The 24,326-nt window shown below is 56.6% G+C and carries 25 protein-coding genes; 14 read left to right on the plus strand and 11 right to left on the minus strand.

The genetic code is table 11. The features are described 5' to 3' along the window. Nucleotides 1–14 precede the first annotated feature (14 nt). Nucleotides 15–392 (minus strand): VOC family protein, encoded by a 378-nt coding sequence (locus tag Q0915_RS24555; RefSeq protein ID WP_299480301.1) that lies wholly within the window; start codon nucleotides 390–392, stop codon nucleotides 15–17. Between the two features lie 216 nt (nucleotides 393–608). Here Q0915_RS24555 and Q0915_RS24560 point away from each other — a divergent pair, with 216 nt between their 5' ends. The 4 genes from Q0915_RS24560 to Q0915_RS24575 all read left to right on the plus strand — a co-directional run bounded on the left by Q0915_RS24560 (nucleotide 609) and on the right by Q0915_RS24575 (nucleotide 2,953). Then, a complete protein-coding gene (locus tag Q0915_RS24560) occupies nucleotides 609–1,157 on the plus strand; it encodes a 2OG-Fe(II) oxygenase (RefSeq protein ID WP_299480303.1) in 549 nt (182 codons plus the stop codon). A 307-nt stretch (nucleotides 1,158–1,464) separates the two neighbouring features. Beyond that, nucleotides 1,465–1,947, plus strand: a complete 483-nt coding sequence (locus Q0915_RS24565) for a fasciclin domain-containing protein (protein WP_299480305.1) — start codon at nucleotides 1,465–1,467, stop codon at nucleotides 1,945–1,947. Between the two features lie 266 nt (nucleotides 1,948–2,213). After that, entirely contained in the window at nucleotides 2,214–2,699 is a 486-nt protein-coding gene (bfr, locus tag Q0915_RS24570) for a bacterioferritin (RefSeq protein WP_299480306.1), read from the plus strand. A gap of 110 nt (nucleotides 2,700–2,809) precedes the next feature. Beyond that, a complete protein-coding gene (locus tag Q0915_RS24575; RefSeq protein ID WP_299480308.1) occupies nucleotides 2,810–2,953 on the plus strand; it encodes a hypothetical protein in 144 nt (47 codons plus the stop codon). A 9-nt stretch (nucleotides 2,954–2,962) separates the two neighbouring features. Here Q0915_RS24575 and Q0915_RS24580 read toward each other — a convergent pair whose 3' ends face one another. After that, nucleotides 2,963–4,474 (minus strand): AMP nucleosidase, encoded by a 1,512-nt coding sequence (locus Q0915_RS24580; protein ID WP_299480311.1) that lies wholly within the window; start codon nucleotides 4,472–4,474, stop codon nucleotides 2,963–2,965. 341 nt (nucleotides 4,475–4,815) lie between these two features. Between Q0915_RS24580 and Q0915_RS24585 the strand changes: the two genes are divergently transcribed. The 5 genes from Q0915_RS24585 (at nucleotide 4,816) to Q0915_RS24605 (ending at nucleotide 11,743) form a co-directional block, all read left to right on the plus strand. Further along, nucleotides 4,816–5,574 carry a transporter substrate-binding domain-containing protein gene (locus Q0915_RS24585; protein ID WP_299480609.1) on the plus strand — a complete coding sequence of 253 codons (759 nt, stop codon included), beginning with the start codon at nucleotides 4,816–4,818 and terminating at the stop codon, nucleotides 5,572–5,574. A gap of 140 nt (nucleotides 5,575–5,714) precedes the next feature. Then, nucleotides 5,715–6,521, plus strand: a complete 807-nt coding sequence (locus tag Q0915_RS24590) for an amino acid ABC transporter permease (RefSeq protein WP_299480314.1) — start codon at nucleotides 5,715–5,717, stop codon at nucleotides 6,519–6,521. A 177-nt stretch (nucleotides 6,522–6,698) separates the two neighbouring features. After that, nucleotides 6,699–7,385 carry a DNA-3-methyladenine glycosylase I gene (locus Q0915_RS24595; RefSeq protein WP_299480317.1) on the plus strand — a complete coding sequence of 229 codons (687 nt, stop codon included), beginning with the start codon at nucleotides 6,699–6,701 and terminating at the stop codon, nucleotides 7,383–7,385. A gap of 131 nt (nucleotides 7,386–7,516) precedes the next feature. Then, entirely contained in the window at nucleotides 7,517–8,656 is a 1,140-nt protein-coding gene (locus Q0915_RS24600; RefSeq protein WP_299480320.1) for a site-specific DNA-methyltransferase, read from the plus strand. Nucleotides 8,657–8,881: 225 nt separating this feature from the next. Further along, a complete protein-coding gene (locus tag Q0915_RS24605) occupies nucleotides 8,882–11,743 on the plus strand; it encodes a hypothetical protein (RefSeq protein ID WP_299480323.1) in 2,862 nt (953 codons plus the stop codon). Between the two features lie 46 nt (nucleotides 11,744–11,789). On the opposite strand, the gene Q0915_RS24610 is transcribed toward Q0915_RS24605, so the two are convergent. Beyond that, complete coding sequence (locus Q0915_RS24610; RefSeq protein WP_299480326.1) at nucleotides 11,790–12,503, minus strand: alpha/beta fold hydrolase; 714 nt, start codon at nucleotides 12,501–12,503, stop codon at nucleotides 11,790–11,792. 27 nt (nucleotides 12,504–12,530) lie between these two features. After that, nucleotides 12,531–12,905, minus strand: coding sequence for a helix-turn-helix domain-containing protein (locus tag Q0915_RS24615; protein WP_299480329.1), 375 nt, complete (start codon nucleotides 12,903–12,905; stop codon nucleotides 12,531–12,533). 134 nt (nucleotides 12,906–13,039) lie between these two features. Between Q0915_RS24615 and Q0915_RS24620 the strand changes: the two genes are divergently transcribed. From Q0915_RS24620 to Q0915_RS24630, 3 genes are read left to right on the plus strand one after another with little or no spacing between them, the layout of a single operon-like run. Next, on the plus strand, nucleotides 13,040–13,654 hold the full coding sequence (locus Q0915_RS24620; RefSeq protein WP_299480332.1) for a glutathione binding-like protein: 615 nt from the start codon (nucleotides 13,040–13,042) through the stop codon (nucleotides 13,652–13,654). Continuing rightward, nucleotides 13,651–14,037, plus strand: coding sequence for a nuclear transport factor 2 family protein (locus Q0915_RS24625; protein WP_299480334.1), 387 nt, complete (start codon nucleotides 13,651–13,653; stop codon nucleotides 14,035–14,037). The genes Q0915_RS24620 and Q0915_RS24625 overlap by 4 nt, the downstream gene beginning before the upstream one ends. Before the next feature lie 2 nt (nucleotides 14,038–14,039). Next, nucleotides 14,040–14,252: a 4-oxalocrotonate tautomerase family protein gene (locus tag Q0915_RS24630; protein ID WP_299480337.1), complete on the plus strand. Its 213-nt coding sequence runs from the start codon at nucleotides 14,040–14,042 to the stop codon at nucleotides 14,250–14,252. Nucleotides 14,253–15,676: 1,424 nt separating this feature from the next. Here Q0915_RS24630 and tyrS read toward each other — a convergent pair. The 3 genes from tyrS to Q0915_RS24645 all read right to left on the minus strand — a co-directional run bounded on the left by tyrS (nucleotide 15,677) and on the right by Q0915_RS24645 (nucleotide 18,397). Beyond that, nucleotides 15,677–16,954 carry a tyrosine--tRNA ligase gene (gene tyrS / locus Q0915_RS24635; RefSeq protein WP_299480340.1) on the minus strand — a complete coding sequence of 426 codons (1,278 nt, stop codon included), beginning with the start codon at nucleotides 16,952–16,954 and terminating at the stop codon, nucleotides 15,677–15,679. Nucleotides 16,955–17,199: 245 nt separating this feature from the next. After that, the gene (locus Q0915_RS24640) at nucleotides 17,200–17,784 is read right to left on the minus strand and encodes a hemerythrin domain-containing protein (protein WP_299480343.1); all 585 of its coding nucleotides are present in this window, start codon (nucleotides 17,782–17,784) and stop codon (nucleotides 17,200–17,202) included. Nucleotides 17,785–17,947: 163 nt separating this feature from the next. After that, entirely contained in the window at nucleotides 17,948–18,397 is a 450-nt protein-coding gene (locus Q0915_RS24645) for a MarR family winged helix-turn-helix transcriptional regulator (RefSeq protein WP_299480346.1), read from the minus strand. A 95-nt stretch (nucleotides 18,398–18,492) separates the two neighbouring features. Between Q0915_RS24645 and Q0915_RS24650 the strand changes: the two genes are divergently transcribed. Beyond that, on the plus strand, nucleotides 18,493–19,194 hold the full coding sequence (locus Q0915_RS24650) for a glutathione S-transferase family protein (protein ID WP_299480349.1): 702 nt from the start codon (nucleotides 18,493–18,495) through the stop codon (nucleotides 19,192–19,194). A gap of 59 nt (nucleotides 19,195–19,253) precedes the next feature. Here the strand turns inward: Q0915_RS24650 and Q0915_RS24655 are convergent, their stop codons facing one another. The 3 genes from Q0915_RS24655 to Q0915_RS24665 all read right to left on the minus strand — a co-directional run bounded on the left by Q0915_RS24655 (nucleotide 19,254) and on the right by Q0915_RS24665 (nucleotide 22,555). Next, nucleotides 19,254–21,305, minus strand: coding sequence for a VWA domain-containing protein (locus Q0915_RS24655; protein ID WP_299480352.1), 2,052 nt, complete (start codon nucleotides 21,303–21,305; stop codon nucleotides 19,254–19,256). Between the two features lie 89 nt (nucleotides 21,306–21,394). Further along, nucleotides 21,395–22,048 (minus strand): cysteine hydrolase, encoded by a 654-nt coding sequence (locus Q0915_RS24660; protein WP_299480355.1) that lies wholly within the window; start codon nucleotides 22,046–22,048, stop codon nucleotides 21,395–21,397. Between the two features lie 24 nt (nucleotides 22,049–22,072). Then, nucleotides 22,073–22,555 (minus strand): MarR family transcriptional regulator, encoded by a 483-nt coding sequence (locus Q0915_RS24665; RefSeq protein WP_299480358.1) that lies wholly within the window; start codon nucleotides 22,553–22,555, stop codon nucleotides 22,073–22,075. A gap of 237 nt (nucleotides 22,556–22,792) precedes the next feature. Here Q0915_RS24665 and Q0915_RS24670 point away from each other — a divergent pair, with 237 nt between their 5' ends. Further along, the gene (locus tag Q0915_RS24670) at nucleotides 22,793–23,755 is read left to right on the plus strand and encodes a peptidoglycan-binding domain-containing protein (protein WP_299480361.1); all 963 of its coding nucleotides are present in this window, start codon (nucleotides 22,793–22,795) and stop codon (nucleotides 23,753–23,755) included. 82 nt (nucleotides 23,756–23,837) lie between these two features. Here Q0915_RS24670 and Q0915_RS24675 read toward each other — a convergent pair whose 3' ends face one another. After that, the gene (locus tag Q0915_RS24675; protein WP_299480364.1) at nucleotides 23,838–24,323 is read right to left on the minus strand and encodes an OsmC family protein; all 486 of its coding nucleotides are present in this window, start codon (nucleotides 24,321–24,323) and stop codon (nucleotides 23,838–23,840) included. Nucleotides 24,324–24,326: the final 3 nt, after the last annotated feature.

Genomic DNA, 24,326 nt, shown 5'->3' on the forward strand with positions numbered 1-24,326 from the left:
AGCCAACCAAAAGCCTAAAGGATCTCCCCCACATCTATCCGGTTGCCGTCCGGATCTGCAAAGACGAATGCTCTGAGCCCATAGTCCTTGTCCTGCAATCTTTTGATGATGCGAAGGCCGTTTTCCTGGCATCTTCGATAGGTCTCAGTCGCATCAGAGACCAGCATATGGGCGATATTGAAGGCCGGTGCCTTGTAATCCTTTTGAAGCGTCAGATGCAGTTCGGCATCATCCTTCTTCAGTATCATGAAGCCGATGGGATCTCCGTTTTCGAACGTCTTCTGGAAACCGAACACTTCCCGGTAGATCCGGTAGGATTCTTCGATATTGCTAACCGGGAGCATGGCGGCGATCCGCCCAAGACGGAGGGGGCTGTTTTTTTCGGAAGGCATGACATGCCCTTTTGCAGGATGCGGGCTGCCAGCAGGTCCGGTCGGTGCCGTGTTCCTGCCGCATGCGCGCTGTTCAGGTCGGTGCCTGGGCACATATTAATCGCTGCTTGGTCTGCGTCAAATCCTGCGGCTGAGATCATTCACCCTTCAGAAATCGATTGCGTTTCCTGGCAATTGCCTTTTGAAGGAGACGGGCAAACAACCGGACACAAATTCATGTTCACCCACACCATCCCTTCCCTGTTCTCGCCTGCAGAATGTGTTGAAATCATCCGTTTGAGCCAGGGCGAGGCGCAGAATTCCGGTGGTCTTGTCGGCGGTGTGCAGGAAGGTGAAATCCGGCGGGCAAAAATCAGCTGGCTCGACGATGAAGGGCCGGCTGCGTGGGTCATGCAGCGGATCATGGGAGCGGTCGCGGAGGCCAATCGGGAGACCTTCAATTTCGACATCACCGAGTTCCGTGAAAAACTGCAGGTCGCCGTCTACGACGAAAGCGAGGCAGGCCACTATGACTGGCATTCCGATATTGGCGATGGCCAGATCGCCCAGCTGCGCAAGGCAACCATCGTGGCTCAACTGTCACCGCCCGGCTCCTATGAAGGGGGCGGGTTGGAGGTCAACCTTGGCAATCGGGTGGCCGAAGCCTCCCGTGATCAGGGCAGCGCGACCCTGTTTGCCAGTTTCATGCTGCACCGGGTGGTTCCTGTGGCGTCAGGGGCTCGTGTTTCGCTGACGTGTTGGTGCCACGGTCCCAGGTTCCGCTGAAAGCAGATCCGCCTGTTCCGCGCCGTCCCGGACCCGATCCGGGACCTATTGCAAAGTCAGGCAGGCCCGGCTCGAGGCCGGGGCGGCTTGTTCGTACCGCGAATGCATGCGCGCGTGACGCAGTCGCAGCGCATTCGGATCACTCGATCGTATGCGCAAATCCGTGTTCACTTTTTCCTCATCCAGTTTGAACAATCGGGCGTAGAGCTAACGACACAGGCACACAAACAACTTTTTGAATTCGCTCGGGAAAGTGCGTTTCCCGAAGCGCCGGCCCTTTGCCTGTGCCCGATCTTGGGAGTGAGTTATGAAACTGATCCAGAAGCTTGTATTCGCCCTTCTTCTCGTTCTGCCGCTGTCTGCAGCCAAGGCCGGTGAAAAGGACATCGTCGACACCGCGGTTAGCGCCGGTTCCTTCAACACGCTGGTAGCTGCCGTTCAGGCCGCAGGCCTTGTCGACACGCTTAAGGGTGAGGGCCCGTTCACGGTTTTCGCACCGACTGACGAAGCGTTTGCGGCGCTGCCGGAAGGCACAGTTGAAAACCTTCTGAAGCCGGAAAACAAAGACCAGCTTGTCGCAATCCTCACTTATCACGTGGTGCCGGGCAAGGTGATGTCCTCCGACATCGCTGGCAAGAAAGCTGAGGTCGCCTCCGTCCAGGGCAGCGAGATTTCCGTCGACGCAACCGATGGCGTCAAAGTTGACGGTGCAAAAGTCGTTACGGCTGACATTGAAGCCTCCAACGGAGTCATCCACGTTATCGACGCAGTCATCTTGCCGCAGTCCTAAGGCAGGTTCAGACGGGTACATCTGAGCCCCATCATGTGCCGTCTGCCGGCGCGGTCTCTTGCGAGACCGCGCTTTTTTTGCGTTGCGCGCACAATTTACAGGTGCGAAGGGCAAGGAATACCTTTCAACTCGAAACAGCAATTGACGCACCCTGCGATTTGCCTTTTTCATGAACTAACACTGGACAGATAGCATAGAATGATTCTAAAAAAGAAATTCTAGAATTATTCTAAACTATACCCAAAAGACTCCAAGGAGAGGTGGTCATGAAGGGAAGTGAAAAAGTCATCGAGCGCTTGAACGAGGCTCTGTTTCTTGAGCTCGGCGCGATCAACCAGTACTGGCTGCATTACCGGCTTCTGGCTGATTGGGGCTTTGCCCGTCTTGCCAAAAAAGAACGGGAAGAATCTATCGAAGAAATGCAGCATGCGGACAAACTGACGGATCGGATCATCTTTCTTGAAGGTCATCCGAACATGCAGAAGGTTGCTCCGCTCCGCATCGGCCAGAACATCAAGGAAGTTCTGGAATGCGACCTTGCCGGTGAATATGACGCCCGTGCGTCCTACAAGGCCTCTCGCGACATCTGCCGTGACGAGGGCGACTACGTATCCATGGCGCTTTTCGAAGAACTCCTGGCGGACGAAGAAGGTCACATAGACTTTCTGGAAACCCAGCTTGAGCTTCTTGAGAAGATCGGCGAAGAGCGCTACGGCCTGCTGAATGCCGCTCCCGCTGACGAAGCCGAATAAGACCGCCTGATATCCTCCTAAGCTCTTGAACGCGCGCCGGAAACAGCGCGCGTTTTTTGTGCCGGTCAGCTACTCTTTCCGTGAGGATAATATCACCAAAGGAGGACGGAATGGTTGGGGAACGGCTGAAACAGTTTGCTGTTATTCTTGAGGCTCAAATCCAGATCCTGATACGCAGCGGTGACATCACAGAAGCTGCTGTTGCAGAGCAGGAAGTGGCGTCACTACGCCTTCTCGCAGAAGTTTCGGAATAAGCCGACGTCCTATTGGAATGCAGTCTCTGCAAAGCTTCTCAGTTTGCGCGAATGCAATCGTTCCGCAGTCATGTGGCGCATCTTTTCCAGAGCTCTGATACCGATCTGAAGATGCTGCGCGACCTGTCTTTTGTAAAAGTCAGTCGCCATTCCTGGCAGCTTCAATTCACCATGCAGCGGTTTGTCGGAGATGCATAACAACGTTCCATACGGAACACGGAACCTGAAGCCGTTCGCAGCGATTGTCGCTGATTCCATATCGAGTGCAATCGCGCGTGATTGCGAAAAGCGCTTGACCAGTTCGGGCTGATCCCACAGTTCCCAGTTCCGGTTGTCCAGTGACACAACCGTTCCCGTTCGCATCAGCCTCTTCAAGTCATAGCCGACTATGCCCGTAATCTCCGCTACGGCATCTTCAAGTGCGACCTGCACTTCGGCCAGCGGCGGGATTGGGACCCATGTAGGCAGATCCTGATTAAGGACATTGTCGTCGCGTACGTAGCCATGCGCCAGCACATAGTCACCAAGCGTCTGGCTGTTACGCAGGCCCGCGCAATGGCCAAGCATCAACCAGACATGGGGTCTGAGCACAGCGACGTGGTCTGTAATCGTCTTGGCGTTCGACGGACCTACTCCGATGTTCACCATCGTTATCCCGCCGCCGTCTGCCCGCTTCAGGTGATACGCCGGCATCTGAGGAAGCTTTGCCGGCTCTGCACCGCATGACGGCTCGCTCTCGCCGGCTTCCGTTGTGAGGTTTCCCGGTGCCACAAACGCTTCATAGCCGCTGTCGGGATCGTTCAGAAGCTCGTGCGACATGCGGCAGAATTCATCGATATAGAATTGATAGTTGGTAAAGAGCACATAATTCTGAAAGTGTTCTGCCGCCGTTGCCGTATAGTGCTGAAGCCTGTGCAGCGAATAATCGACCCTCGGCGCCGTGAACGAAGCGAGCGGCATGATGCCGTCTGCGGGATCATAAGTGCCGTTGGCAATGGAATCGTCCATCACCGTCAGATCCGGCAGGTCAAAAATATCGGCAAGAGGACGGTTCAGATTGGCCGCCGCGGCACCGCCTTCTACATGTGTGCCATCGTAAAACGCAAAGTGGAGCGGGATAGGCATCTCGCTGTCGCCAACAAGGATCGGCACATCGTGGTTCTTCATCAGCAGCGTAAGCTGCGATTCCAGATAGTGGCGGAAGAGATCGGGCCGCGTGATGGTCGACGCATGCGTGCCGGGCCCGGAAACGAAACCGTATGACAGGCGGCTATCCAAACGAACGTGACTGTCAGTCACAATCCGCACCTGAGGATAAAAAGCCCTCACCCGTTCGTTTATCTCCTGTCCCTCCAGAAGGTCAGTGAAGTGGGAACGCAAAAAAGCCGTGTTCGCCTCGAAGATATCAATCAGCCGTTCGACCGCTTGTTGAGCGCTCGTAAACACTTCGAGCGGATGGGAAGGTGCCAGACGGACCCGCCGGATTCCGGTCGGAATATCGCTGTTGATCAAATTGGACATAAACATCTCCTTATTGTTGTTATAGGAAGCACAGTCCCGCCAAGGCAGTTCATGGTCAATACACTTGGCGGCAGTTTTTGAATTTTTTTTCGCTATGAGAAAATTTCTGCAAATATTACAAACTCAAGTTGCAAGGCAAGCACGTTGCAAATTCTCCCGACGTCCGGTTGATCCATTCGCCAAAGCCTGATTGCATGCAGCAATACCGCTCAGCGCGGGTGCACCTGCGCGAACGAACGGTCTTTTCGCAAGCACGCATTGCCGATACTATCGTCTCGAATTCTGATCAGGAGCTTCCCATGAAACGTATCCTATTGAGCCTTGCGGTGGCTGTTTCCTCTATGCTTGGAACCGGATTTGCGGCAATGGCAGCCGATCTGCCTGACCTTGGCGGCAAGGAGGTCGTGATTGCCTCAGAAAACACTTATCCGCCACTTCAGTTTGTCGATCCCAAAACGGGTCAGCCGTCCGGATGGGAATATGAGGCAATCGCGGAGATTGCAAAACGCCTGAACATGAAGGTCACATATGAGAACGTCAGCTGGGATGCGATGATCCCCGCGATTTCCGCGGGTGAATATGATGTCGCCATGAACGGCATCACCATTCGCGACGACCGGGCGGAGAAAGTCGCCTTCTCAGATCCCTATATGCGCTCGGAAATGTTCATGCTGGTTCGCGCTGATGAGGACCGTTTCGCCGACCCCAAGGAGTTTGCCGCCAACAGCGACTTTCTGGCAGGAGCTCAGCCCGGAACCACACCGTTCTACGTGACCGTCTACGAAGTTCTGGACGGCGACGAGAACAATCAGCGCATCAAGCTCTTTGAAACGTTTGGAGCGGCGGTTCAGGCCCTCAAGATCGGCGATGTCGATCTGGTTCTCACGGACAGCACCGGTGGACAAGGCTACGTCAATGCCAATCCCGATACGTTCAAACTGATCGGCGACCCGATGGGCACGGAAGACTTCGGCTTCATCTTTCCAAAGGGATCGGAACTGATCGAGCCGTTCAACGCTGCGATCACCAGCATGCGCGACGATGGCACGTTGGACGCCCTCAACACGAAGTGGTTCTTTGAATACAAGGCAGGTCAATAACGCGCGACAAAGCTCGCGGTGAGCATCGACAAGAGACCTTGCAGCCGGTATCGGGGTAAAGCCCCGTACCGGCTTTGTTTTGACCACCCGCGTCTTCGTGACTTCGAAACGTGCTCCACCGATCAGCCCAAGAGGGCATCATGACCAGCAAAAAGATTACTGCGACGACCCCGCAAAAGGAATTTCCCTACTGGCTTGCAGCCGCCTGCGCCATCGCAGTCTTTCTCCTCTTCCAGATCGGCACCGACGAGATTTATTCGCAGGTCATGTCGACCGTGTCACGCGGGATCGGGCTGACGATTTTCGTCACCCTGGTCGCGTTTTTCCTGGCGTCCGTTATCGGGCTCCTGCTTGCACTCGCCCTGTTGTCCGGCTCAGTCATCCTGCGCCAGAGTGCCCGGTTCTATGTAGAGGTCGTACGCGGCCTGCCGATTATCGTGCTGCTGCTTTACATCGCGTTTGTCGGAACACCACTGCTCGTCGCCGCGATCAACGCGATTTTGGAGCCGCTGGGTGCCGGTACCATGCGCACCCGCGACTTTCCGCTTCTTTGGCGAGCAATTGTCGCCTTGATGATCGGCTATTCAGCCTTTATCGCGGAGGTGTTCCGTGCCGGGATCCAGGCCGTCGACAAGGGGCAGATCGAAGCCGCCGAAGCGCTTGGCATGAACCGCTGGCTGCGCTTCCGCCTGATCGTTTTTCCGCAGGCCCTGAAGACGATCCTGCCGCCACTCGGCAACGACTTTGTCGCCATGATCAAGGACAGCTCGCTGGTATCCGTGCTCGGCGTCGCCGATATCACGCAGCTCGGCAAAGTCTACGCCGCCGGATCATTCCGCTATTTCGAAACATACAACGTCGTGGCGCTGATCTATCTTATGATGACCATTACGCTGTCCCTGGCGCTGCGCCGGTTCGAACGGTCGAAGGATGTTGGCGGACGATAACGTGCCGGCAGATCCTTTTTGTTGGTCCGCTGCCCACCTTGCTGTTTTCTTGTCATTCCTGCGAAGGCAGGAATCCCGTAAACACAGATGCCCGTAAACCAAACCTCTTGGGGTGAGTACCGGAGCCCGGCCTTCCGCTACACTGTAGCCGGGATCGCAAGAAACGGAGATGAGGACATGCGTTCCTTTGAAGAGATCGAGGCCCTGGCGGCGGACAAGAAAGGCGGGCCGGACCGGCTCACCGCGTTACTGGGCGAGCACAATATGCCCAAGCCCGTGGAGGACCTGGAAAAGATCGGTGACGACCGCTGGCTGTCGATGTTCACCAAGTGCGTTTTCCAGGCAGGTTTCAGCTGGAAAGTGATTGAACAGAAATGGTCCGGATTCGAAGAGGCTTTTGAAAACTTCGATGTCGCCCGCCTCGCCTTCTTGCCTGACGAGGCTTTTGAGGCGCTGCTGCAGGACACCCGGATCGTGCGAAACGGTGCGAAAATCAAAGCTGTTCAGGACAATGCGGTGTTCCTGAAAGACCTCGCCCGCGAACACGGCAGCGCGTCGAAGTTTTTCGCTCACTATCCGGCAAGCGATCAGATTGGCCTGATGGAGTTGATGAAAAAACGGGGCAGCCGGCTCGGCGGCACGACAGGGCAAATCTCGCTACGCTTCATGGGCAAGGAAAGTTTCATCCTGACAGGTGATGTGGTTAACGCCCTGATCCGCGAAAATGTCATTGAGAATGATCGCATGTCGAAAAAAAATCTGTCGGCCGCGCAAGTTGCCTTTAACGAATGGAAGACAACTTCCGGTCGCACCATGGACGAAATCAGCAGAATTCTGGCGTTTTCGGTCGAGACAAGCCATTAACTTCTCATTTAACTTTTACGATTGTAAACAAAGCCTTGATTCAAAGGGAATTTTTCTTTTGTCGACTTAACCGCTGATTTACCAAACCCGGTAACCATGACACTCGAAATTGCGTGAGGTATTGCGTCGCAATGAGTGTACTGAGTACCGGGGTGTCCTTCGCGGCACCCCACCCGACCCAAAATCGGGAAGCATCCGCTTCCTGGCTGAATACGATCCTGAAGGGCGACTGTGTAGCCGCTCTTGAAAATGTGCCGCCAAGGTCCATCGACCTGGTCTTTGCCGATCCGCCCTACAATCTTCAGCTGGGTGGCGACCTGCACAGACCAGACCAGTCGAAGGTCGACGCTTGCGACGACCACTGGGACCAGTTCGAGAGCTTTGAAGCCTATGACGGTTTCACCAAGGCATGGCTCATGGCCGTGCGCCGCGTCATGAAACCGGACGGGTCGCTCTACGTCATCGGCTCCTACCACAACATATTCCGGGTGGGCGCGATCCTGCAGGATCTCGGCTTCTGGATCATGAACGACATCGTCTGGCTGAAATCCAACCCGATGCCGAACTTCCGTGGCAAGCGTTTCACAAACGCTCATGAAACCATGATCTGGGCCACCAAGTCGAAAGATGCAAAGCCGACCTTCAATTACGATGCGCTGAAGACGTTCAACGATGATCTTCAAATGCGATCCGACTGGCATCTGCCGCTGTGTACGGGATCCGAGCGCCTGAAGGACAAGAACGGCCAGAAAGTTCACCCGACCCAAAAGCCGGAGTCGCTGCTCTACCGCGTCCTGACGGCGTCTTCCAAGCCGGGCGATGTGGTTCTGGATCCCTTCTTCGGAACGGGAACGACCGGCGCAGTTGCCAAGAAGCTTGGCCGCGACTTCGTCGGCGTCGAACGCGAACAGGACTACATCGACGCCGCGCTTGCCCGCATCGACGCGATCGAGACGGGTGACAGCGAAGCCCTGGAAATGCAGCAGGGAAAACGTGCCCAGAAACGCATTCCATTCGGCACATTGCTGGAAAGCGGATTACTTTCTCCAGGTGCGGAACTCACCTGTTCCAAAGGCAAACATGTTGCCACCGTGCGTGCCGATGGCTCTCTGAAATCCGGTGATCATACCGGTTCGATCCACAAGGTCGGCGCGCTCGTGCAGGGTCAGGAAGCGTGTAACGGCTGGACCTTCTGGCACACGAAGGACGGTTCCGCGAAGTCGCCGATCGACGAGTTGCGAAAGGTGGTCAGATCCCGCCTGCAGGCATAAGCAGGCTGTCAAGCAGAAGCCAATTTCGCGATCCCCGCGAAGAGACTTTTCACCCGCCTTTCCAAGAAAGGCGGGTTTTCTTTTGCACCAATCCGGTCATTCAATGAGTCGAATTTTCTCTACAACCCGAATACAACTAAAAATTTAAGTAACTTAAAGGTGTCTATTTCAAATTGTTTGTCTTACTATTCCGAATGACTTTAGGTAAATTTTAGGTCTATTCCCATGACGCGAACATTTCTCACGTTTTCAGCTTCAATCTCAGATGACAAAACACAGACTGTCGAAGATAAACTTGACGGTTTCGGCAATCCTGTCAGCCAGGATATTCGTGAAGCCCTCGACGGCAGCAGCATTCATTTTATGTCGGTCAACGTTCTGCCGGCGGATGCAGACAGCGGCCACGGGGCCTTTCTGGTGGTGGAGACCAGTCAGGACGGCAGCAAAGACGACGCGATCAAGGATCTCGCGAAGCGACTAAACACGCCCTTGCGCGATATCCTCGCGCTTGCCGGCCACACCATTGCCGAAAACGATCTTGCGAAGTTCATTGAAGATCATTCCCACGACACAGGATGGGGTCTTTTGAGTACACCCGGCCTGAACCACTCAGGGACACCGGGCCTTACGGAAAAGCGCATCGAACGGGAGAAAAAGTTCGGCGAAAAAGTCCGGGAAATCGTTACCGGTGGCGAGGTGACGGGTTCACCCCTTGAAATCCTGAACGACGTAAAGACCCGTATGCAGGGCCTTTCCGAGTTTCAGGATCTGATGTCGCCGGAAGATGTGCCATTTGCCAATTCAAGACGGGATGCATCCGTTCCCGTCGCCAAGCTTGTCGTCGACGGACTGAAAACCTTCACCTGGCCTTACCTCATCGTGCTGGGAATCTGTCTCTTGTGGGTCATCATCGCGTCATTTTCTGCAATGGGCTTCTGGTTCGCTGTGGGAATGGCCGTACTGACGCTGATCGCAGGCGTTCTGGTGATGATCGTTATCGCAGGCGTTCTCTACAGCATGCTGCGCACCAAGGAACGCACCGATCCGGCGGAAGATTTCTCGCCCGATTTCGACGTTCTGAGTGCCGTCATGGCGCGCGAAAACGATGGCAGCGTCAATCATCTTTACGGCATCTCGAAAATGAAACCCGGCAAGCTGCGCCGTCTCACGCTGCGTTTTGCCTTCTGGTTCATCGCGCAGATGGCAACGCATGTCTTCCGCCCGGGTTTTCTCGGCAAGATCGGCACAATTCATTTTGCCCGCTGGATCCTGTTGCCTGGAACCGATAAGCTGCTTTTCTTTTCGAATTTCGGAGGCAGCTGGGAAAGCTACCTTGAGGATTTCATCACCAAGGCCTCGTCCGGCCTGACCGGTGTCTGGAGCAACACGGAACACTATCCGCGCACTGAAAACCTGTTTTTCAAAGGCGCAACCGACGGTGACCGCTTCAAGAGGTGGGCGCGCCGTCAGCAGAAGCCGACCCTCTTCTGGTATTCAGCCTATCCCAACTCGACAACGGATCTGGTCCGGCGCAACGCGCTGATCCGCTATGGCCTGTTGAAGGGTTCGACCGAAAGTCAGGCGCGCGAATGGCTTTCACTGCTCGGCTCGCGCCGTATGCCCGCAAATGCTCTTGAGGCAGACGAGATCCAGTCGATCCTCTTTGGCGGCATGGGCGCGCTCAATCAGGCTTCGTGCCTGCTGATCCAATTGCCGGACGATCCGGCCGCGGCGAAACAATGGCTAAGAGCGGTTCAACCTCATGTTTCCTTCGGTGATCGCCCGCCACATGAAAAGGCCGCCTTGCTGGCAATGACGGCCACCGGCCTTTCCAAACTGGGCCTGAAGGATAGCCAGCTTGCTTCCTTCCCTGCCGTCTTCAGACAAGGCATGGATGAGCCGGTACGAGCAGAATTCGTGCTGAAGGACACCGGCGACGACAAGCCTGACTTATGGTGGTGGGGCCACGACGGCACCCACATCGATGCCGCCGTCATTGTCTACGCGGAGGAAGCCGGACTTGCCGATGCAGCCAAAGTTCAGGAAGACCTGATTGCGGCCCACAACTGCAAACTCATTCACAAGATCACATCCAAACCCGGCCCCGGCAAAACCGGCGGATTGGAAAAAGAAGCGTTCGGTTTTGCGGACGGCATCTCCCAGCCCATCATCAAGGGATCAAGACGGTCGATCGACCCGGACAACGCGATTCATGTGGTGGAACCCGGCGAATTCATTCTCGGCTATCCCGACAACCGCAATTACATGCCGACCAGCCCGATTCTTCCGGCGTCGGATGATCCGAAGAACATTCTGCTGAGTTACAAGCCTGAAGCCGAGCAGGACGACTGGCCCGACTTTGCCGCGACCGAGACACGGTCTCCGCGCAATTTCGGACGCAACGGATCCTATCTCGTCATCCGGCAGCTTGAACAGGATGTTCCGGCGTTTCACGCCTTCTCAGAAGCAGCCGCGAAGGAAATCAATGGCCGGCAAGGCACCCCCCCTGGTGCAACCGAAGATGATCTTCAGGAATGGGTCGAGGCCAAGATGGTTGGCCGCTGGAAAGACGGCACATCCCTGGTCCGCCATCCGTTCAAGCCGGGCGGTGGCACTCCGGACAATGACTTCCTGTTCGGTGAGGATGATCCCTCAGGGTTCCGCTGCCCGTTCGGCGCGCATATCCGCCGGGCCAATCCGCGTGAAAGCCTGCATCCTCAGGACGGTGAAGAGGAACTCTCGATCACAAACCGGCACCGCATCCTGCGGATGGGCCGTCAGTACGACCAGGCCGGCGCGGGAAATGAGGCGGCCGACAACCCCGGCCTTCTGTTCATGTGCCTCAATGGAAACCTGGAACGGCAATTCGAATTCGTGCAGCAAACCTGGTGCATGGACCGCCTTTTCCACGGCCTGGACGGAGAGGTTGACTCGGTGCTCGGCCGCGGGCGCAAAGGCGGCCGGCTGACGATCCCAACACCGGAAGGCCCGCTCATTGTCAGTGGTATGAAGGACTTCGTGAAGGTCCGCGGCGGATCCTATTTCTTCATGCCCGGGGCAAGTGCCATCAGATATCTCGCCGAATAGAAGCACAGGTGTTTGCGGCAGGCGCAGCCAAACAAGAGTGCCCGGCTCAGGCCAGGCGTTCCAGCAAATCCGCCAGCGCCAGTGGTTCGCTCACCATCGCGTCGTGACCGGTCGCGATTTCCTCGACCGGCCAGCCGAATCTTCCGGCTCTTTCCAGAGCAACACCGGCCGGCCGGTAAGGCGGATTTGCGCAGCGTATATAGGCAGCAGGCAGGCCATTGCCGATCGGGTTGTTCAAGTTAAGTGCCGTGGTGAAAGTCCGGAACGGATGCGGTGTCAGACGGGCTTCGACAAAGGCAATGTCTTCCGGTCGCGACACCCCAAAACTGTCGGCTGGCGCCGGCGGCAGCGAAAGGCCGCCACCGGTTTTCTTTGCAAGGTCGGTGCGGTCCCGGGCCATATCCTCCGGCAGCAGATCAAGCCAGGTTTCACCGGTCCCCAACATGATCGCATCGAGATAGATCAGTTTCGCGATTCGCTCCGGAACGGCATCGGCAACGCCGGTGATCGGGATGCCTCCAAAGCTGTGCCCGACGAGTGTGACGTTGCCGAGATCCTCGAAATTCAGATGATGCACGATGTCATCGACGAATGTCTGGATCGTGATATCGGTCGACAGAAGATGGCATCTCTCGCCGAGACCGGTCTGGGTTGGCGTGGTGACACGGTGACCACGCGCCCGCAAAATGTCAGCAACGCGCGACCAGCACCAGCCGCCGTGCCAGACGCCGTGCACAAAAACAAAGGTTTTTTGGTTCATGAAAGAGCTTTCAATCAGTCTTGGAACCTACTCGGCAGCCTCAGTCGCAGGTTCGTAGCCACGCAGCTGTTTCAGCTTATGCCCAACCTCAACAATCGCTTCGAGGGCCGGGATCAATTCTTCGCCGAGGGCCGTCAACTCGTATTCCACGGATGGCGGTGACGTCGGGCGCACGTGGCGCAGCAGAACCCCGCGCTCGTCGAGCTCGGATAGTCGCGCGGACAGGACCTTTGAGGAAACAGGTGGAATGTCCGCTTTCAATTCGCTGAAGCGGCGCGGCCCGGCCCTCAGACTCCAGATGACGTTGGGCGCCCAGGCACCTGCAATCACCTGCATGCATTCCGTCAGATGACAGGGTTCCGGCGGTTTCGGACTGCGGTTCTTGCGCATTTTCAGGGACATTTGGCACGTAACTCCGCTGAAATCAGGTTTCTTCACGGTAACTCGAAAAACATAGTTACCATTGGTTACCTACTTGTCAACAGTAACTTCAACCAACACTTTCCGACCATCGAAACGAACGATGGAGACACTTGATGAAACTCTTTTACAAACCGGGTGCCTGTTCGATGGCAGCGCACATTCTCCTGAACGAGACGAATGCTTCCTATCAGCTGGAAAAAGTGGACACCGCCGCGGGGACAACCGAGACCGGCGAGGTCTATGCCAACACAAATCCACGCGGATACGTGCCCGCACTGAAGTTGGACACCGGACAGGTCCTGACGGAAAATGTCGCAATTCTTCACTGGATGAGTGAGCAGCTGCCAGGCCTGCAAGCAGGACACACCGACCAGCCGCTGCAGCGCTTCCGGCAGCTTGAACTTCTGAGTTTCCTCTCCTCGGAACTCCACAAAGCCTTCAGCCCCTACTTTTCGGGCAAGACATTCAGCGAAGAAGAACAGGCATCAAACAGCGCCAAACTTGAGGCTAAGCTTGATCAGTTCAACGCGCTCCTTGCCGGCGGAAAGACCTATCTGCTCGGGGATGCCTTCTCGGTGGTTGATGCCTACGCCTTCGTCATCTTGAACTGGACGAATTTCATCGGAGTCACCCTGTCCGGTTGGCCGGAAACGGAAGCCTATGTCTCGCGCATAGCTGCACGGCCCTCCACCCGCAAAACCCTGCAGGAAGAAGGACTGACCGCATGACCGGACCGATCGAAGAGCTGCAGAGCGTCATTCGCGATTATTTCGACGCGCTTTATCACTGCGACACGGAATTGCTGCAGAAGGCGTTTCACCCGAAGGCAGTCTATGCGACAGCCGACGAAACACCCCTGCTCCACCGCACGATGGACGAGTATGTCCCGGTGGTCGCCGCCCGGGTTTCACCGGCATCGCGCGGAGAGGCCCGCAATGATGTCATCGACGAGATCCAGTTGGCAGGTGACAACACGGCCTTTGCCCGCGTCCGCTGCACATTGGCGGGCAAGGACTATGTCGATTTCCTGACCTTTGTGCGTGACGACGGCCGCTGGCGGATCATGGCGAAGATTTTTCAGATGAACGCCGAAAACAAAGGGGGCGTTTGATCATGCCTTACGTCAATATTCAGGTGACCCGGGAAGGTGTCACGCCAGAGCAGAAAGCCCAACTCATCAAGCGAACGACTGATCTTCTTGCTGACGTTCTCGGCAAAAACCCGTCAACGACGTTCGTCGTGATCGACGAAGTCGACATGGAGAACTGGGGGATCGGCGGCCTGCCGGTGGAAGAGTTCCGGGCTGGACTTAAACTGACATCGTAGTCTGGTCCGGAAGGAGGGCTGTTCACAGGCGCAATTGGAGAAAACCTCTTTCTGAGGAAGCGCCAGTGCTGTCTCGAAGGATGGGCAATGCACGCTGAGTATGCCGCCCATCCTTCGAGACGGACCTTAGGGTCCTCCTCAGGATGAGGATATAGCGGAGTGACCTTTGAATTCGGCAGGGTGTTTGAACGTGCATCACCCAAGTGATCTCCCGCTCTCAGTCGTCATCCCGGACGCAGCGGAGCGAAGATCCGGGACCGGAGAAGCATTGAACTGGCTGCACATTGCTCGACAGTGGCAGATTTGTGCCTCCCCGATCCCGGCTCGCGCTGCGCCGGGATGACGAGGAATGGTTGGCACCCTCATCCGGAGGAGGCGCGCCAGCGCTGTCTCGAAGGATGGGCCATGCACGCCGAGTATGCCGCCCATCCTTCGAGACGGACCTGAGGGTCCTCCTCAGGAAGAGGATATAGCGGAGTGACCTTTGAAATCGGCAGGGTGTTTGGGCAGGCGTTACTCGAGTTGTCTCAGTATCTCCGTCGTCATCCCGGACGCAGCGCAGCGGAGATCCGGGACCGGGGAGCCGGAATGCGACGGAAGAGCGGCAGCAACACCGGCAGATTTGTGCCTCCCCGATCCTGGCTCGCGCTGCGCTTGACCGGGATGACGAGGAACGGTTGACAACCTCATCCTGAGAAAGCGTGCCAGCGCTGTCTCGAAGGATCGGCCATGCACGCTGAGTATGCCGCCCATCCTTCGAGACGGACCTGAGGGTCCTCCTCAGGATGAGGATTTTGTTGCTGGTGGTCTTCGCATTCGGCAGGGTGTTTAGGCAGGCGTCACTCGAGTGGTATTCACCTTTCCATCGTCATCCCGGACGCAGCGCAGCGGAGATCCGGGACCGGAGAGCCGGAATGCGACGATAGGGCAACCGGAACACGCAGATTTGTGCCTCCCCGATCCCGGCTCGCGCTGAGCTTGGCCGGGAAGACGAGGAATGGTTGGCACCCTCATCCTGAGGAAGCGCGCTTGCGCTGTCTCGAAGGATGGGCCACGCACGCTGAATATGCAGCCCATCCTTCGAGACGGACCTTAGGGTCCTCCTCAGGATGAGGATATTGCGGAGAACGGCAAAAGTCCGTCCGAGGGCGGGTCGGGATACAGAATTGCTTCCCGGATTTGTCGTCCCGGTTTGCCGCTTAATCGGCAAGACCGGGATCCGGCAATCCCTGTGACAGAGGTTAAATGAAGAAGTGGAAACAAGTGTTTACTGGGTTCCGGCCCTCCGCTACGCTTCGGCCGGAATGACAAGTCCGTTGACTGGGGATCGGCTCACAGGGCTCATTCCGGGTCATACCGGACAGTATTGGACCCGATCTGGCAATCCATGCCCTTGCCTACCAGCATTGCAAGTCCTCTCCAACTCACTCAAACCCTACCAGCGCTTTCCGGCGTTTTCCGACCGAGACCGCCAGCCGGTCGTTGGCCTTGAGGTCACCCGTTCCGATCCGGCGGCGCGGATCGTCGACGATACGGTTGTTGAGGCGAACGCCGCCGCCTTCCAACAGACGCCGGGCCTCACCGTTCGAGGCAGCGAAGCCGATGGCAACCACGAGTTCCAAAAGACCAAGACCTTCCGCAAGACGTGCCAGGGGCAACATGTGCGTAGGCTCCAGTATCTCGCCTTCGCCGGCGAACAGGGCATCCCCCTGCTGCAGGGCCGCGCGGGCTTCCTCTGGTCCGTGAACAATGGTCGTGACCTGGGTTGCCAGGATTTTCTTCGCCTCGTTCAACTCCACCCCCTCAAGTTCACTGAGACGCTCGACTTCGCTGATCGGCAGCTCTGTGAAGAGACGCAGGAACTTGCCGACATCGGCATCTGCCGTGTTGCGCCAGAACTGCCAGAAGCCGAAGGGGGACAAGTGTTCGGGGTGCAGCCAGACGGCACCTGCCGCGGTCTTGCCCATCTTGGCGCCACTGGCCGTTGTCAGGAGCGGAATCGTCAGACCGTGGAGCTTTCGCCCGTCACGCCGGCCGAGTTCAACCCCGTTGACGATGTTGCCCCACTGGTCGGACCCACCGACCTGCAAGACGCAATCATGGCGTTTGGCGAGTTCCAGGAAATCAACGGCCTGAAGCATCATGTAGCAGAACTCCAGCACGGTCAGCGGCATCTGCGCTTCCAGGCGCGACTTGACGCTGTCGAAAGTCATCATGCGGTTGACGGTGAACTGGGAGCCATAGTCGCGGAGAAATTCCAGGAAGCGGAATTCGTTCAGCCATTCCGCGTTGTCGACCAGCAGTGCCCCGTCTTGCCCCTTCATGTCGACCAGCCTTTCGACCGATCGGCGAATGGTCGCGATATTGGCGGAAATCTGACGTTCTTCCAGCAGCGGGCGTGCGTCGTTCCTGAAACTCGGATCGCCGATCCGGCTCGTGCCGCCGCCAAGAACGATGATCGGACGATGGCCCAGTTTCTGCAGCCAGCGCATCGTCATCAGCGGCATGAGATGCCCGACATGCAGGCTGGCAGCCGTCGCATCGAACCCGGCATAGGCGGTGACCGGCCCGTCGGAGAGCCGCTTGTCGAGGGCTTCCACATCGGTGCACTGGTGCACGAGGCCACGTTCCAGAAGCACGGCGAGCGCTTCCGACTTGAGCTTGGTCGCCGGCTTTCCGGCTTCAATCATGTGCTTGGTCATTTCGGCTTCCTGGTTTCCCCGCCAGGAGCCTCCTTGAAACCAAAAAGCCGCCTGACGCGGCGGCTGTTTTCGGTTTCTATGGTGTGAGCAAGATCCTACGCAGCCGCCGGTATGTCGGTGACGTAATAAAAATACACGAAGGTTGCGGTCGTCTTGGTCATGAAAGCTTACATGCGATAAGGCGCTACCAGAGTCAAGGCGAGAATTCAGAACGACCTTTCACGGCTGGCGTGCGTTGCGAAGTTTCACGAAAGACCCAGCTCACTTTCGCCGCGCGAAAGGATAATCGGCACGATCAGATCTTCTTCGTCCGAGAGATGTTGCTTGAGACCCATGAGAAGCGTTTCGCTGACGGCGGCATAGTTTTCCGTGGCGCGGCGGAGCGCACCCATGTCGGCGCCTTGCAAAGAGACGATCAGTTCATTGGCGCTCACAACCACGGCTTCGATGCGCTGGTGGATCATCTCGTGATCGCTCTCCAGCAATTCAAAACCGGGGATCAGACGCTTTTCAGCTTCCATGAGAACCGGGAAATAATGATGGTCCTCAATCATATGGTGATTGTGCAACTCGGTCAGGAAAAGCTGAAGCTGCGGCGCGAACATGCCGCCGAACCGGTCGGGTGGAACCTGGCCTTCGCGAAATTGCAGAAGCATGGCGATCAGGGTGTTTCCCATGTTGCGGAACCCGTCGTGACGGTTCAGCCAGAACTCGGTCAGCGGCCCGAGATTATCGTGTTCAAGCCACTCTTTTCGCGGGAACTCCTGGAGCAAAAACAGCCACTCCTGCGGCAACTCACGGCGGCGCGCCAGGTCGAGCGGATCAGTCATTTGTGCATACTGCCTTCGCTGCTGTGCCAAACGATGGGTCAGCTCCGTCGGTTGACGCCGGTTCACTCTCAAGGGAGGTATCATGTTTCACCAATCAATCCTGTACCGGGAACTTATTATTTCAGGAGAACCGCTCCCGGAAAACCAAAAGTACAAATCCAAATCAAGGCAGCAGCTTACCAAGCATGTGCCACAAAATGCGCGTCTCATCATCGTCAAGGTGGATTGAAAACTCCGCCTCGACGGCCCTTTTGTATGCAGGCCACATGTCTTTTAGCAGGTCTTCTCCGTCGGGAAGTAGGTGTATCATCACACCTCGGCCGTCTTCTGCCGTTTTTCGCTTTTCGACATATCCGGCCGCCGCAATTCTCTCGATCATCCTCGAAACATTGTATTGTGCCAGAAGTGTCCGCTTTTCGATTTCGACGGGCCTGAGGGCCATGCCTTCCGAGCGCTGCAATTCAAGCAGCACGTCGTACCATCCGAGCGGCGGAAAACCGTCCGCCTTCAGCCGCGCTTCGACACGGGACAAGACAACGCCGCTTGCGCGCTGTAACCGCGCCCATGCGTCCATCTTGTCCGGAGTGTGCCGATCTCGCAATTTCCCGCTCATACATATGGCATAGATCTTTCATGCAGTTGCATCAATCTTGAATTTCCATGCAAGTGCATTTACTTTAATGCAGATGCATGAAAATGGAGAAACTCATGAACACGGACTTCACCCTGATCAGCCATACGCTTTGCCCCTATGTTCAACGGGCAGCCATTGTTCTTGCGGAGAAGAAGGTTCCGTTCGAGCGTATAAATATTGACCTTGGCAACAAGCCGGACTGGTTCCGTGCCGTGTCGCCACTCGGAAAGGTTCCGCTTCTGAAGACCGAAGACGGCACCTATCTGTTTGAATCGGCTGCGATCGTGGAATTCATCGACGAGGTCTGCGGAAAAAGGCTGCATCCCGATGATCCGGTCGAAAGAGCAAGCCATCGCGCCTACGTGGAGTTCGCGTCCCAGATCCTGAACGGGATTGGCGCTCTCTACAATGCCGCCGGGGCCTGTGAATTCGAAACCGCACGGCAAGCGCTGCGATCGAAATTTGAGCACCTGGACAGGCGGATCGACAAGGAGGGCCCCTTTTTCGCAGGCGATACGTTTTCGCTTGTCGATGCCGCCTTCGCTCCGGTGTTCCGCTATTTCGATGTCTTCGACACAGTCACCGATCTGGACATGTTCAATAACCTAGAGCGCCTCAAGCGCTGGCGGCGAGCTCTGGCGAAACGCACGTCCGTCATGAATGCCGTGACCGACGACTATGAAGAGCTTTTGCGCGCGTTCTTGCTTAAACGGGGCAGCTGGATAACAGGCCTGATGCAGGAGACTGACCGGCCAGCACAGGCACAGACCGCCTGACATCAGCAGGAGGATCGGCCGGCCCAACGAGCCGGCCGGTCAACGCATCTCTGTACCGTCTATTGTACAGACAGCGGGCGGGTGAAAAGCACGGCTTTGTTGTCACCGTTGAAATAGCGGATCTCGTAGTTCCCGGCTTCCTTCGGTGCTTTCAGATTGACAGTCTGTGCGTCGATGTCCCCTGACCAGACGCGCCGTTCAAAAACGGCTCTGCCATTGCCGCCGCGTGCTCTGGGGTCCCAGATCTGCACCGAGTCATACCGCGCACCCGGCCCCTTCCATGAAACGGAGAATGTCGTTTCCGCTTCGACGCTCTCCGGGCCGTCCACCCCAAGCTCGACCGGCACGACGGAAATGGGGCGTGTCAGCATCACGGTCTTGTTGTCGCCGTTGTAGTAGCGCAGCTCGTAGTCGCCCGGTTTTGCAGCGCTCGGCAGGGTGACCTTGGAGTTGTCGAAATCGTCGTTGCGCAGACGCTTTTGATGAACGACCCGCCCATCACCGGCACGCGCACGCGGATCGAAGAACTGAACGCTGTCATAGCGCGCTCCGGGGCCAGTCCAGGTCACCGTGATGTGGCGCCCTTGTCCGATCTGGTCCGGTGCTTGGAGGGCGACAACAGCGGCAGTCACCGCTATGGGAACGGTAGCCAATACGGTCTTGTTGTCACCGTTGTAGTAATGCAGCTCATAGGGTCCGGCCTTGACCGGTCCCGGCAAGGTTACGCGCTGATTGTCGAAATCGTCATTTCGCAGACGCTTTTCGTGGATTTTCTTGCCACTCGCCGGATCGACCAGCCTGACGCTGTCATAGCGCGCTCCTGGACCAACCCAATCGACCAGGATTGGCTTGCCGGCTTCTGCCGCCTCATCCGTTTCGAGCGTCACCTGTGCTTCGATAATGTCCAGCGGACGCGTCGCAAGCACGATCTTGTCTTCTCCGGCATAGTAACGAAGCTGATAGGTGCCCGGCTTTGCGGGCGTCGGCATGGTCACCTTGTTGTTGTCGAAGTCATCATTGCGCAAGCGCTTGTTATGCAGCACCTTGCCTTCACCGCCCCGCGCCGAGGCATCGTAGAGTTCCACAGCATCATATCGGCCACCGGGTCCGACCCATTCCACCGTAACCGGCCTTGCCATCGCGATCTCGTCGGGAGCAAACAGCGCCACTTCGGCCGGCGTGACCTCAATCGCGCGCGTTGCCAGTATCTGCCGGCCGGAGCCATCCCAATACCGCAGCTCGTAGGTTCCCGGTTCACTCACGACGGTCATTGCGACGGTGTTGTTTTCAAGATCACCGTTGACGACCGCCTTGGAGCGCAGCCGCTTTCCCTCGCCTCCCCTGGCTTGCGGATCATGCAGCTCGATCTGATCGTATCGGCCGCCTGGTCCCTGCCAGGAGACATCTATCCGTGCCCCGATCTCAGCCGTATCGGGCGCGGCAAGCGAAGCTTCCGGCAATTGTGCCGGCTGTGCTGCGGCTTCCACAACCGGGGCGGTTTCAACGGTCGCCGTCAGCGCTCCGGACAGCTCTTCGGCATTTCCGGCCTGGATGTAAAGGCCACCGGTGTTTTCAGCGAGACAGGCAACCTGACGCCCCTCTTCCGGGCTCAGTCCGAAGCCGATAACATGGGCAGTGAAATTGATGCCGAGACGAGCCAGTTCCTGCCCAAGAGCGCATGGATCCGCATTGCAGGTCTCAATCCCGTCGGTAACAAGTACGACGGTTGCCCTATCCTCCGTGTAACGCATCGTTTCGGCTGCCTGGCGAACGGCTGCCGAGAGCGGCGTTTTGCCCTTCGGCGTAATGTTGTCCGTTGCAGCCTTGATCGCAGCGCCCGTTCCGGCCGCCGGCGGCACAATCAGCTCGATATCGTCACACTTTCCCTTCTGGCGATGGCCATAGGCGAAAAGGCCGAGTTCCAGATCGCCCGGCAGTGTTCCAAGCACATTGCTCATCGCGTCCCGCGCAATTTCAATCTTGGTGCGGCCTTCGATCTGTCCCCACATGGAGCCGGATCCGTCAAATACAATGGCTACCTTGTCGGCGGCCTGGGATGACGTTGAAAAAATGGAAAGCGCAGTTACAGCAAAAATTAACGGTCGAAACATGGTTCCTCCGACGGAATGCATTGGCAAGGTGTCGATATCTAACCGTGCCACATGCCGGCGCCGCCGAAAAGATAACACTTTCATGGTATTCAGACGATCACAGCCCCTGAATCGCCCAGTTCCTCCTTGAGCAGCGACCACTTTTCAGGTGTCGCCGTCAAAGTCGCCGCATCCCGTATTTCGACAAGATAACCGCGCGCAAGCGCACCCTTCGCCGTGAGCTGCACACAGTGGCAAGAATCCAGTCCCGTCAGGATCAGCTTTCCGACCTTTCGTGTTTCGAGCCAGTCTTCAAACGCTGCGCTTGAAAAGCTGTCGCCAATTGCTTTTTCGAATACCGGCGCTTCACCAACCTCTATGGACGGATCGATTTCAAGGCCCTTTCGTCCAGGCGTGCCGACACCCTTCGCGACCAACCTGATGATCTGGATTGCAAGCCAGTTGCGAAAGACATGCTTGATGAAGACAATCTCGTTCCCGGCAGAACGTGCCGATGAAACGCTGCGATTGATAACGGCAAGCGCTGCGTCCCTATAGGCCGGCTCAAACGGGTTGCTTCCCCCGTTGCGCGTGAAATCTTCCTGAACATCGATCACAACAAGCGCCGTGTTCGGCCGCTCATTCAGATCAATTTCGCCGCCACGGGTCGGCGTCCCGATCTGGCGCATGACCAAGACCGTATAAAGCGCCAAGCCTGCCAGCACGACGATTGGCAATCCGACGACAAACCACATTCCGGACATTGCTCAACTCCTTGCGAACCTTCACTAAAACGGCCTGGGATGATCTGGATCGTCTTCGAACTCGGCGAAATGATCGAGCATTGCACAAAGAACCCTTTGTGTGGAGTGAAGATCATCTGCGGAAAAGAGCTCGCAGACCGCTTCTATTTCGTCGTTTTCCCGCGCCCGAACTTCACCAAACAAGGTCGTGCCTCGATCAGTCGGGCGAAACAGAGGAGACCGCTTGTGAGCCGGATTCGGCTGCCGTTCAACAAGCCCGGCGTCTTCAAGCGTGTTCACTATCAGCTGGATCTGCTGCCGGGTCAGAAAAAGTACGCGCCCGATTTCAGGAACCGAAAGCGGTCCCGTTTCTTCCAGCACTTCCAGTACAGCGCGCATTCCGACCGTGATGCCCGTGCCATCCAGCTTTGCTTCCACAGCACGCGCCAGGCGGCGGTGAACCGGCCGGACCAGCCGTACGATCTCGTAGAGTTCAACAGACTTTTTCATCATCCTTGTATTTGACATACTTATTGTCATAATGACAAGTAATTTGTCAAATTTCTTAATCTTGTCCCTCGAGCGCGAACTTCGAAGCACCCTCAATGACCGAGTTGAGTTTTTTAATAAGCCTCTGACAAAGCGAAAGATTTCTCCGATCATGCAGGTTCATTTTGTTGGAGCGACTATGCAATTCCACAGGTTGAAATCGAAACAGGCGGTGATTAGCGTCGGAGAGTTAAAGTCAGTTTTTTCAAGAGCTAAATGACATTTTCAGTTAAAAAAGGCCATCGCGGCGAGCACGTTCTCAAGATACAACGCAAGCTTAATGACGAGGCTCTTATCGGCTACTCGACCTACCTGCCCTTGCTCCAGGACGGTATTTTCGGGAAAAACACCAGGCTTCGTGTCGAAGAGTTCCAGATGCACAACGATCTTCAGGTTGACGGGATCGTCGGGCCTTTTACCTGGGGTGCGCTCTTTGGAGGCCATGTACCGGCGGACGTTCAAGCCGAAGCGCAAAAGGCGGTGGTGACGTCACCCAGTGTTGCATCCCCGCCGCTTGAAGACGGATATCTCTATCTCATTTCCGGCGACATTGTTCCGAAGGGCAAACGCGTCCCGGCAAACCTGCCACGAGCGAAACGTCATAAAGCAACGGATTGCCACTACGTTTTTGTGGACGAAGGGCAGTTTCCCCAAAGCGCGGACATGATGAAGGCCAAGGCCGACACCAACAATCTGCTCATCAAGGAAGTCATGATCATCGCCCATGGTGGTGGCGGCGGTGACGTGTTGATTGGTGGGCAACACTATTATTTTGGCGGCCCCACCGCCCATTTGTTCAAAAAGGTGAAGCACCGCTTCGTTAGCGACACCATTATCTGGATCTTTGCGTGTAATTTCGCGGCCTCGCGCGGGCAGCGCAACTCGTTCGAAGCGGACGCCCTCACGCCGAATGAGTTAATGAAAGGAGCCGGGCTCAATGCCATGATTGACCTTGCAAAGGCGTCAGGCTGCGAGGTCCGCGCGACATTCATGCCTCACTTCGGGGCGTTTGACGGCTTCCCTGTTCTTTGGGCATCCGCCTACTCGTCGGGCAAGTATGAATACAATCTGAGTGGCCGCAAACTCTCTGCAATGGAAGCCATTGCAATCCTGACGGACCATGTCGTCGGATCCTACGCTCAGATCGGTCCGGCGCTCGTCTACTTCATGTTTGACTAGCGCACCAGAACTCCGCCTGGCCGCAGTGAAAAGCGGACTTGGCAGTGAGCGATTGCAGCCATGCACGGGTTGCTCGCCGCGCCTAAGGCCCGACAAGTTTCAAAGGTTCCGGTTCGACCAGGATTTCGCACTTCACCGAATTGGCAATGAAACAGACATCGTGCGCTTTTTCGTGGATTGCCTGCAGCCATGACTCATCAGGTTGCTCTGCGGAAATGAGCGCAACTTCCGGACGCAAGACGACTTTGGATATGGCCATTTTGCCCGGCGCGATGCGGCTCATTTCGCCCTGCGCCTTGTCCCGGTAGCTTGCGACGTTGAAATTCGCCCGCCGTGCCAGGTCGAGGAACCAGAGCATGTGACACGAGGAAATCGCAGCGACAAAAGCTTCTTCGGGATCAACGGCCGCTTCGACCGAGTGCGGAAGCGGCACAACTGTCGGCGACGCGCTTGCCGGCACTTCAAGACCACCATCAAAACGCCAGATATGCCCGCGTGAATAGGTATTTGCGGCGTAATCTCCGTCGCAGGCCCACTCCACCTGAGCTGAATAATAATGCCCCGCCATGGA

The sequence above is a fragment of the uncultured Roseibium sp. genome (assembly GCF_947494555.1).
In the GTDB taxonomy this organism is placed as follows: Bacteria; Pseudomonadota; Alphaproteobacteria; order Rhizobiales; family Stappiaceae; genus Roseibium.

Excerpts from the sequence above, each read along its gene's own strand:
- Q0915_RS24655 (WP_299480352.1), bottom strand. The coding sequence starts at position 21,305 with ATGTTTCGACCGTTAATTTTTGCTGTAACTGCGCTTTCCATTTTTTCA.
- Q0915_RS24555 (WP_299480301.1), bottom strand. The coding sequence starts at position 392 with ATGCCTTCCGAAAAAAACAGCCCCCTCCGTCTTGGGCGGATCGCCGCC.
- Q0915_RS24605 (WP_299480323.1), top strand. The coding sequence starts at position 8,882 with ATGACGCGAACATTTCTCACGTTTTCAGCTTCAATCTCAGATGACAAA.
- Q0915_RS24565 (WP_299480305.1), top strand. The coding sequence starts at position 1,465 with ATGAAACTGATCCAGAAGCTTGTATTCGCCCTTCTTCTCGTTCTGCCG.
- bfr (WP_299480306.1), top strand. The coding sequence starts at position 2,214 with ATGAAGGGAAGTGAAAAAGTCATCGAGCGCTTGAACGAGGCTCTGTTT.
- Q0915_RS24590 (WP_299480314.1), top strand. The coding sequence starts at position 5,715 with ATGACCAGCAAAAAGATTACTGCGACGACCCCGCAAAAGGAATTTCCC.
- Q0915_RS24630 (WP_299480337.1), top strand. The coding sequence starts at position 14,040 with ATGCCTTACGTCAATATTCAGGTGACCCGGGAAGGTGTCACGCCAGAG.
- Q0915_RS24560 (WP_299480303.1), top strand. The coding sequence starts at position 609 with ATGTTCACCCACACCATCCCTTCCCTGTTCTCGCCTGCAGAATGTGTT.
- Q0915_RS24575 (WP_299480308.1), top strand. The coding sequence starts at position 2,810 with ATGGTTGGGGAACGGCTGAAACAGTTTGCTGTTATTCTTGAGGCTCAA.
- Q0915_RS24645 (WP_299480346.1), bottom strand. The coding sequence starts at position 18,397 with ATGAGCGGGAAATTGCGAGATCGGCACACTCCGGACAAGATGGACGCA.
- Q0915_RS24620 (WP_299480332.1), top strand. The coding sequence starts at position 13,040 with ATGAAACTCTTTTACAAACCGGGTGCCTGTTCGATGGCAGCGCACATT.
- Q0915_RS24615 (WP_299480329.1), bottom strand. The coding sequence starts at position 12,905 with ATGTCCCTGAAAATGCGCAAGAACCGCAGTCCGAAACCGCCGGAACCC.
- Q0915_RS24600 (WP_299480320.1), top strand. The coding sequence starts at position 7,517 with ATGAGTGTACTGAGTACCGGGGTGTCCTTCGCGGCACCCCACCCGACC.
- tyrS (WP_299480340.1), bottom strand. The coding sequence starts at position 16,954 with ATGACCAAGCACATGATTGAAGCCGGAAAGCCGGCGACCAAGCTCAAG.
- Q0915_RS24665 (WP_299480358.1), bottom strand. The coding sequence starts at position 22,555 with ATGTCAAATACAAGGATGATGAAAAAGTCTGTTGAACTCTACGAGATC.
- Q0915_RS24625 (WP_299480334.1), top strand. The coding sequence starts at position 13,651 with ATGACCGGACCGATCGAAGAGCTGCAGAGCGTCATTCGCGATTATTTC.
- Q0915_RS24650 (WP_299480349.1), top strand. The coding sequence starts at position 18,493 with ATGAACACGGACTTCACCCTGATCAGCCATACGCTTTGCCCCTATGTT.
- Q0915_RS24675 (WP_299480364.1), bottom strand. The coding sequence starts at position 24,323 with ATGGCGGGGCATTATTATTCAGCTCAGGTGGAGTGGGCCTGCGACGGA.
- Q0915_RS24580 (WP_299480311.1), bottom strand. The coding sequence starts at position 4,474 with ATGTCCAATTTGATCAACAGCGATATTCCGACCGGAATCCGGCGGGTC.
- Q0915_RS24640 (WP_299480343.1), bottom strand. The coding sequence starts at position 17,784 with ATGACTGATCCGCTCGACCTGGCGCGCCGCCGTGAGTTGCCGCAGGAG.
- Q0915_RS24660 (WP_299480355.1), bottom strand. The coding sequence starts at position 22,048 with ATGTCCGGAATGTGGTTTGTCGTCGGATTGCCAATCGTCGTGCTGGCA.
- Q0915_RS24670 (WP_299480361.1), top strand. The coding sequence starts at position 22,793 with ATGACATTTTCAGTTAAAAAAGGCCATCGCGGCGAGCACGTTCTCAAG.
- Q0915_RS24610 (WP_299480326.1), bottom strand. The coding sequence starts at position 12,503 with ATGAACCAAAAAACCTTTGTTTTTGTGCACGGCGTCTGGCACGGCGGC.
- Q0915_RS24585 (WP_299480609.1), top strand. The coding sequence starts at position 4,816 with ATGCTTGGAACCGGATTTGCGGCAATGGCAGCCGATCTGCCTGACCTT.
- Q0915_RS24595 (WP_299480317.1), top strand. The coding sequence starts at position 6,699 with ATGCGTTCCTTTGAAGAGATCGAGGCCCTGGCGGCGGACAAGAAAGGC.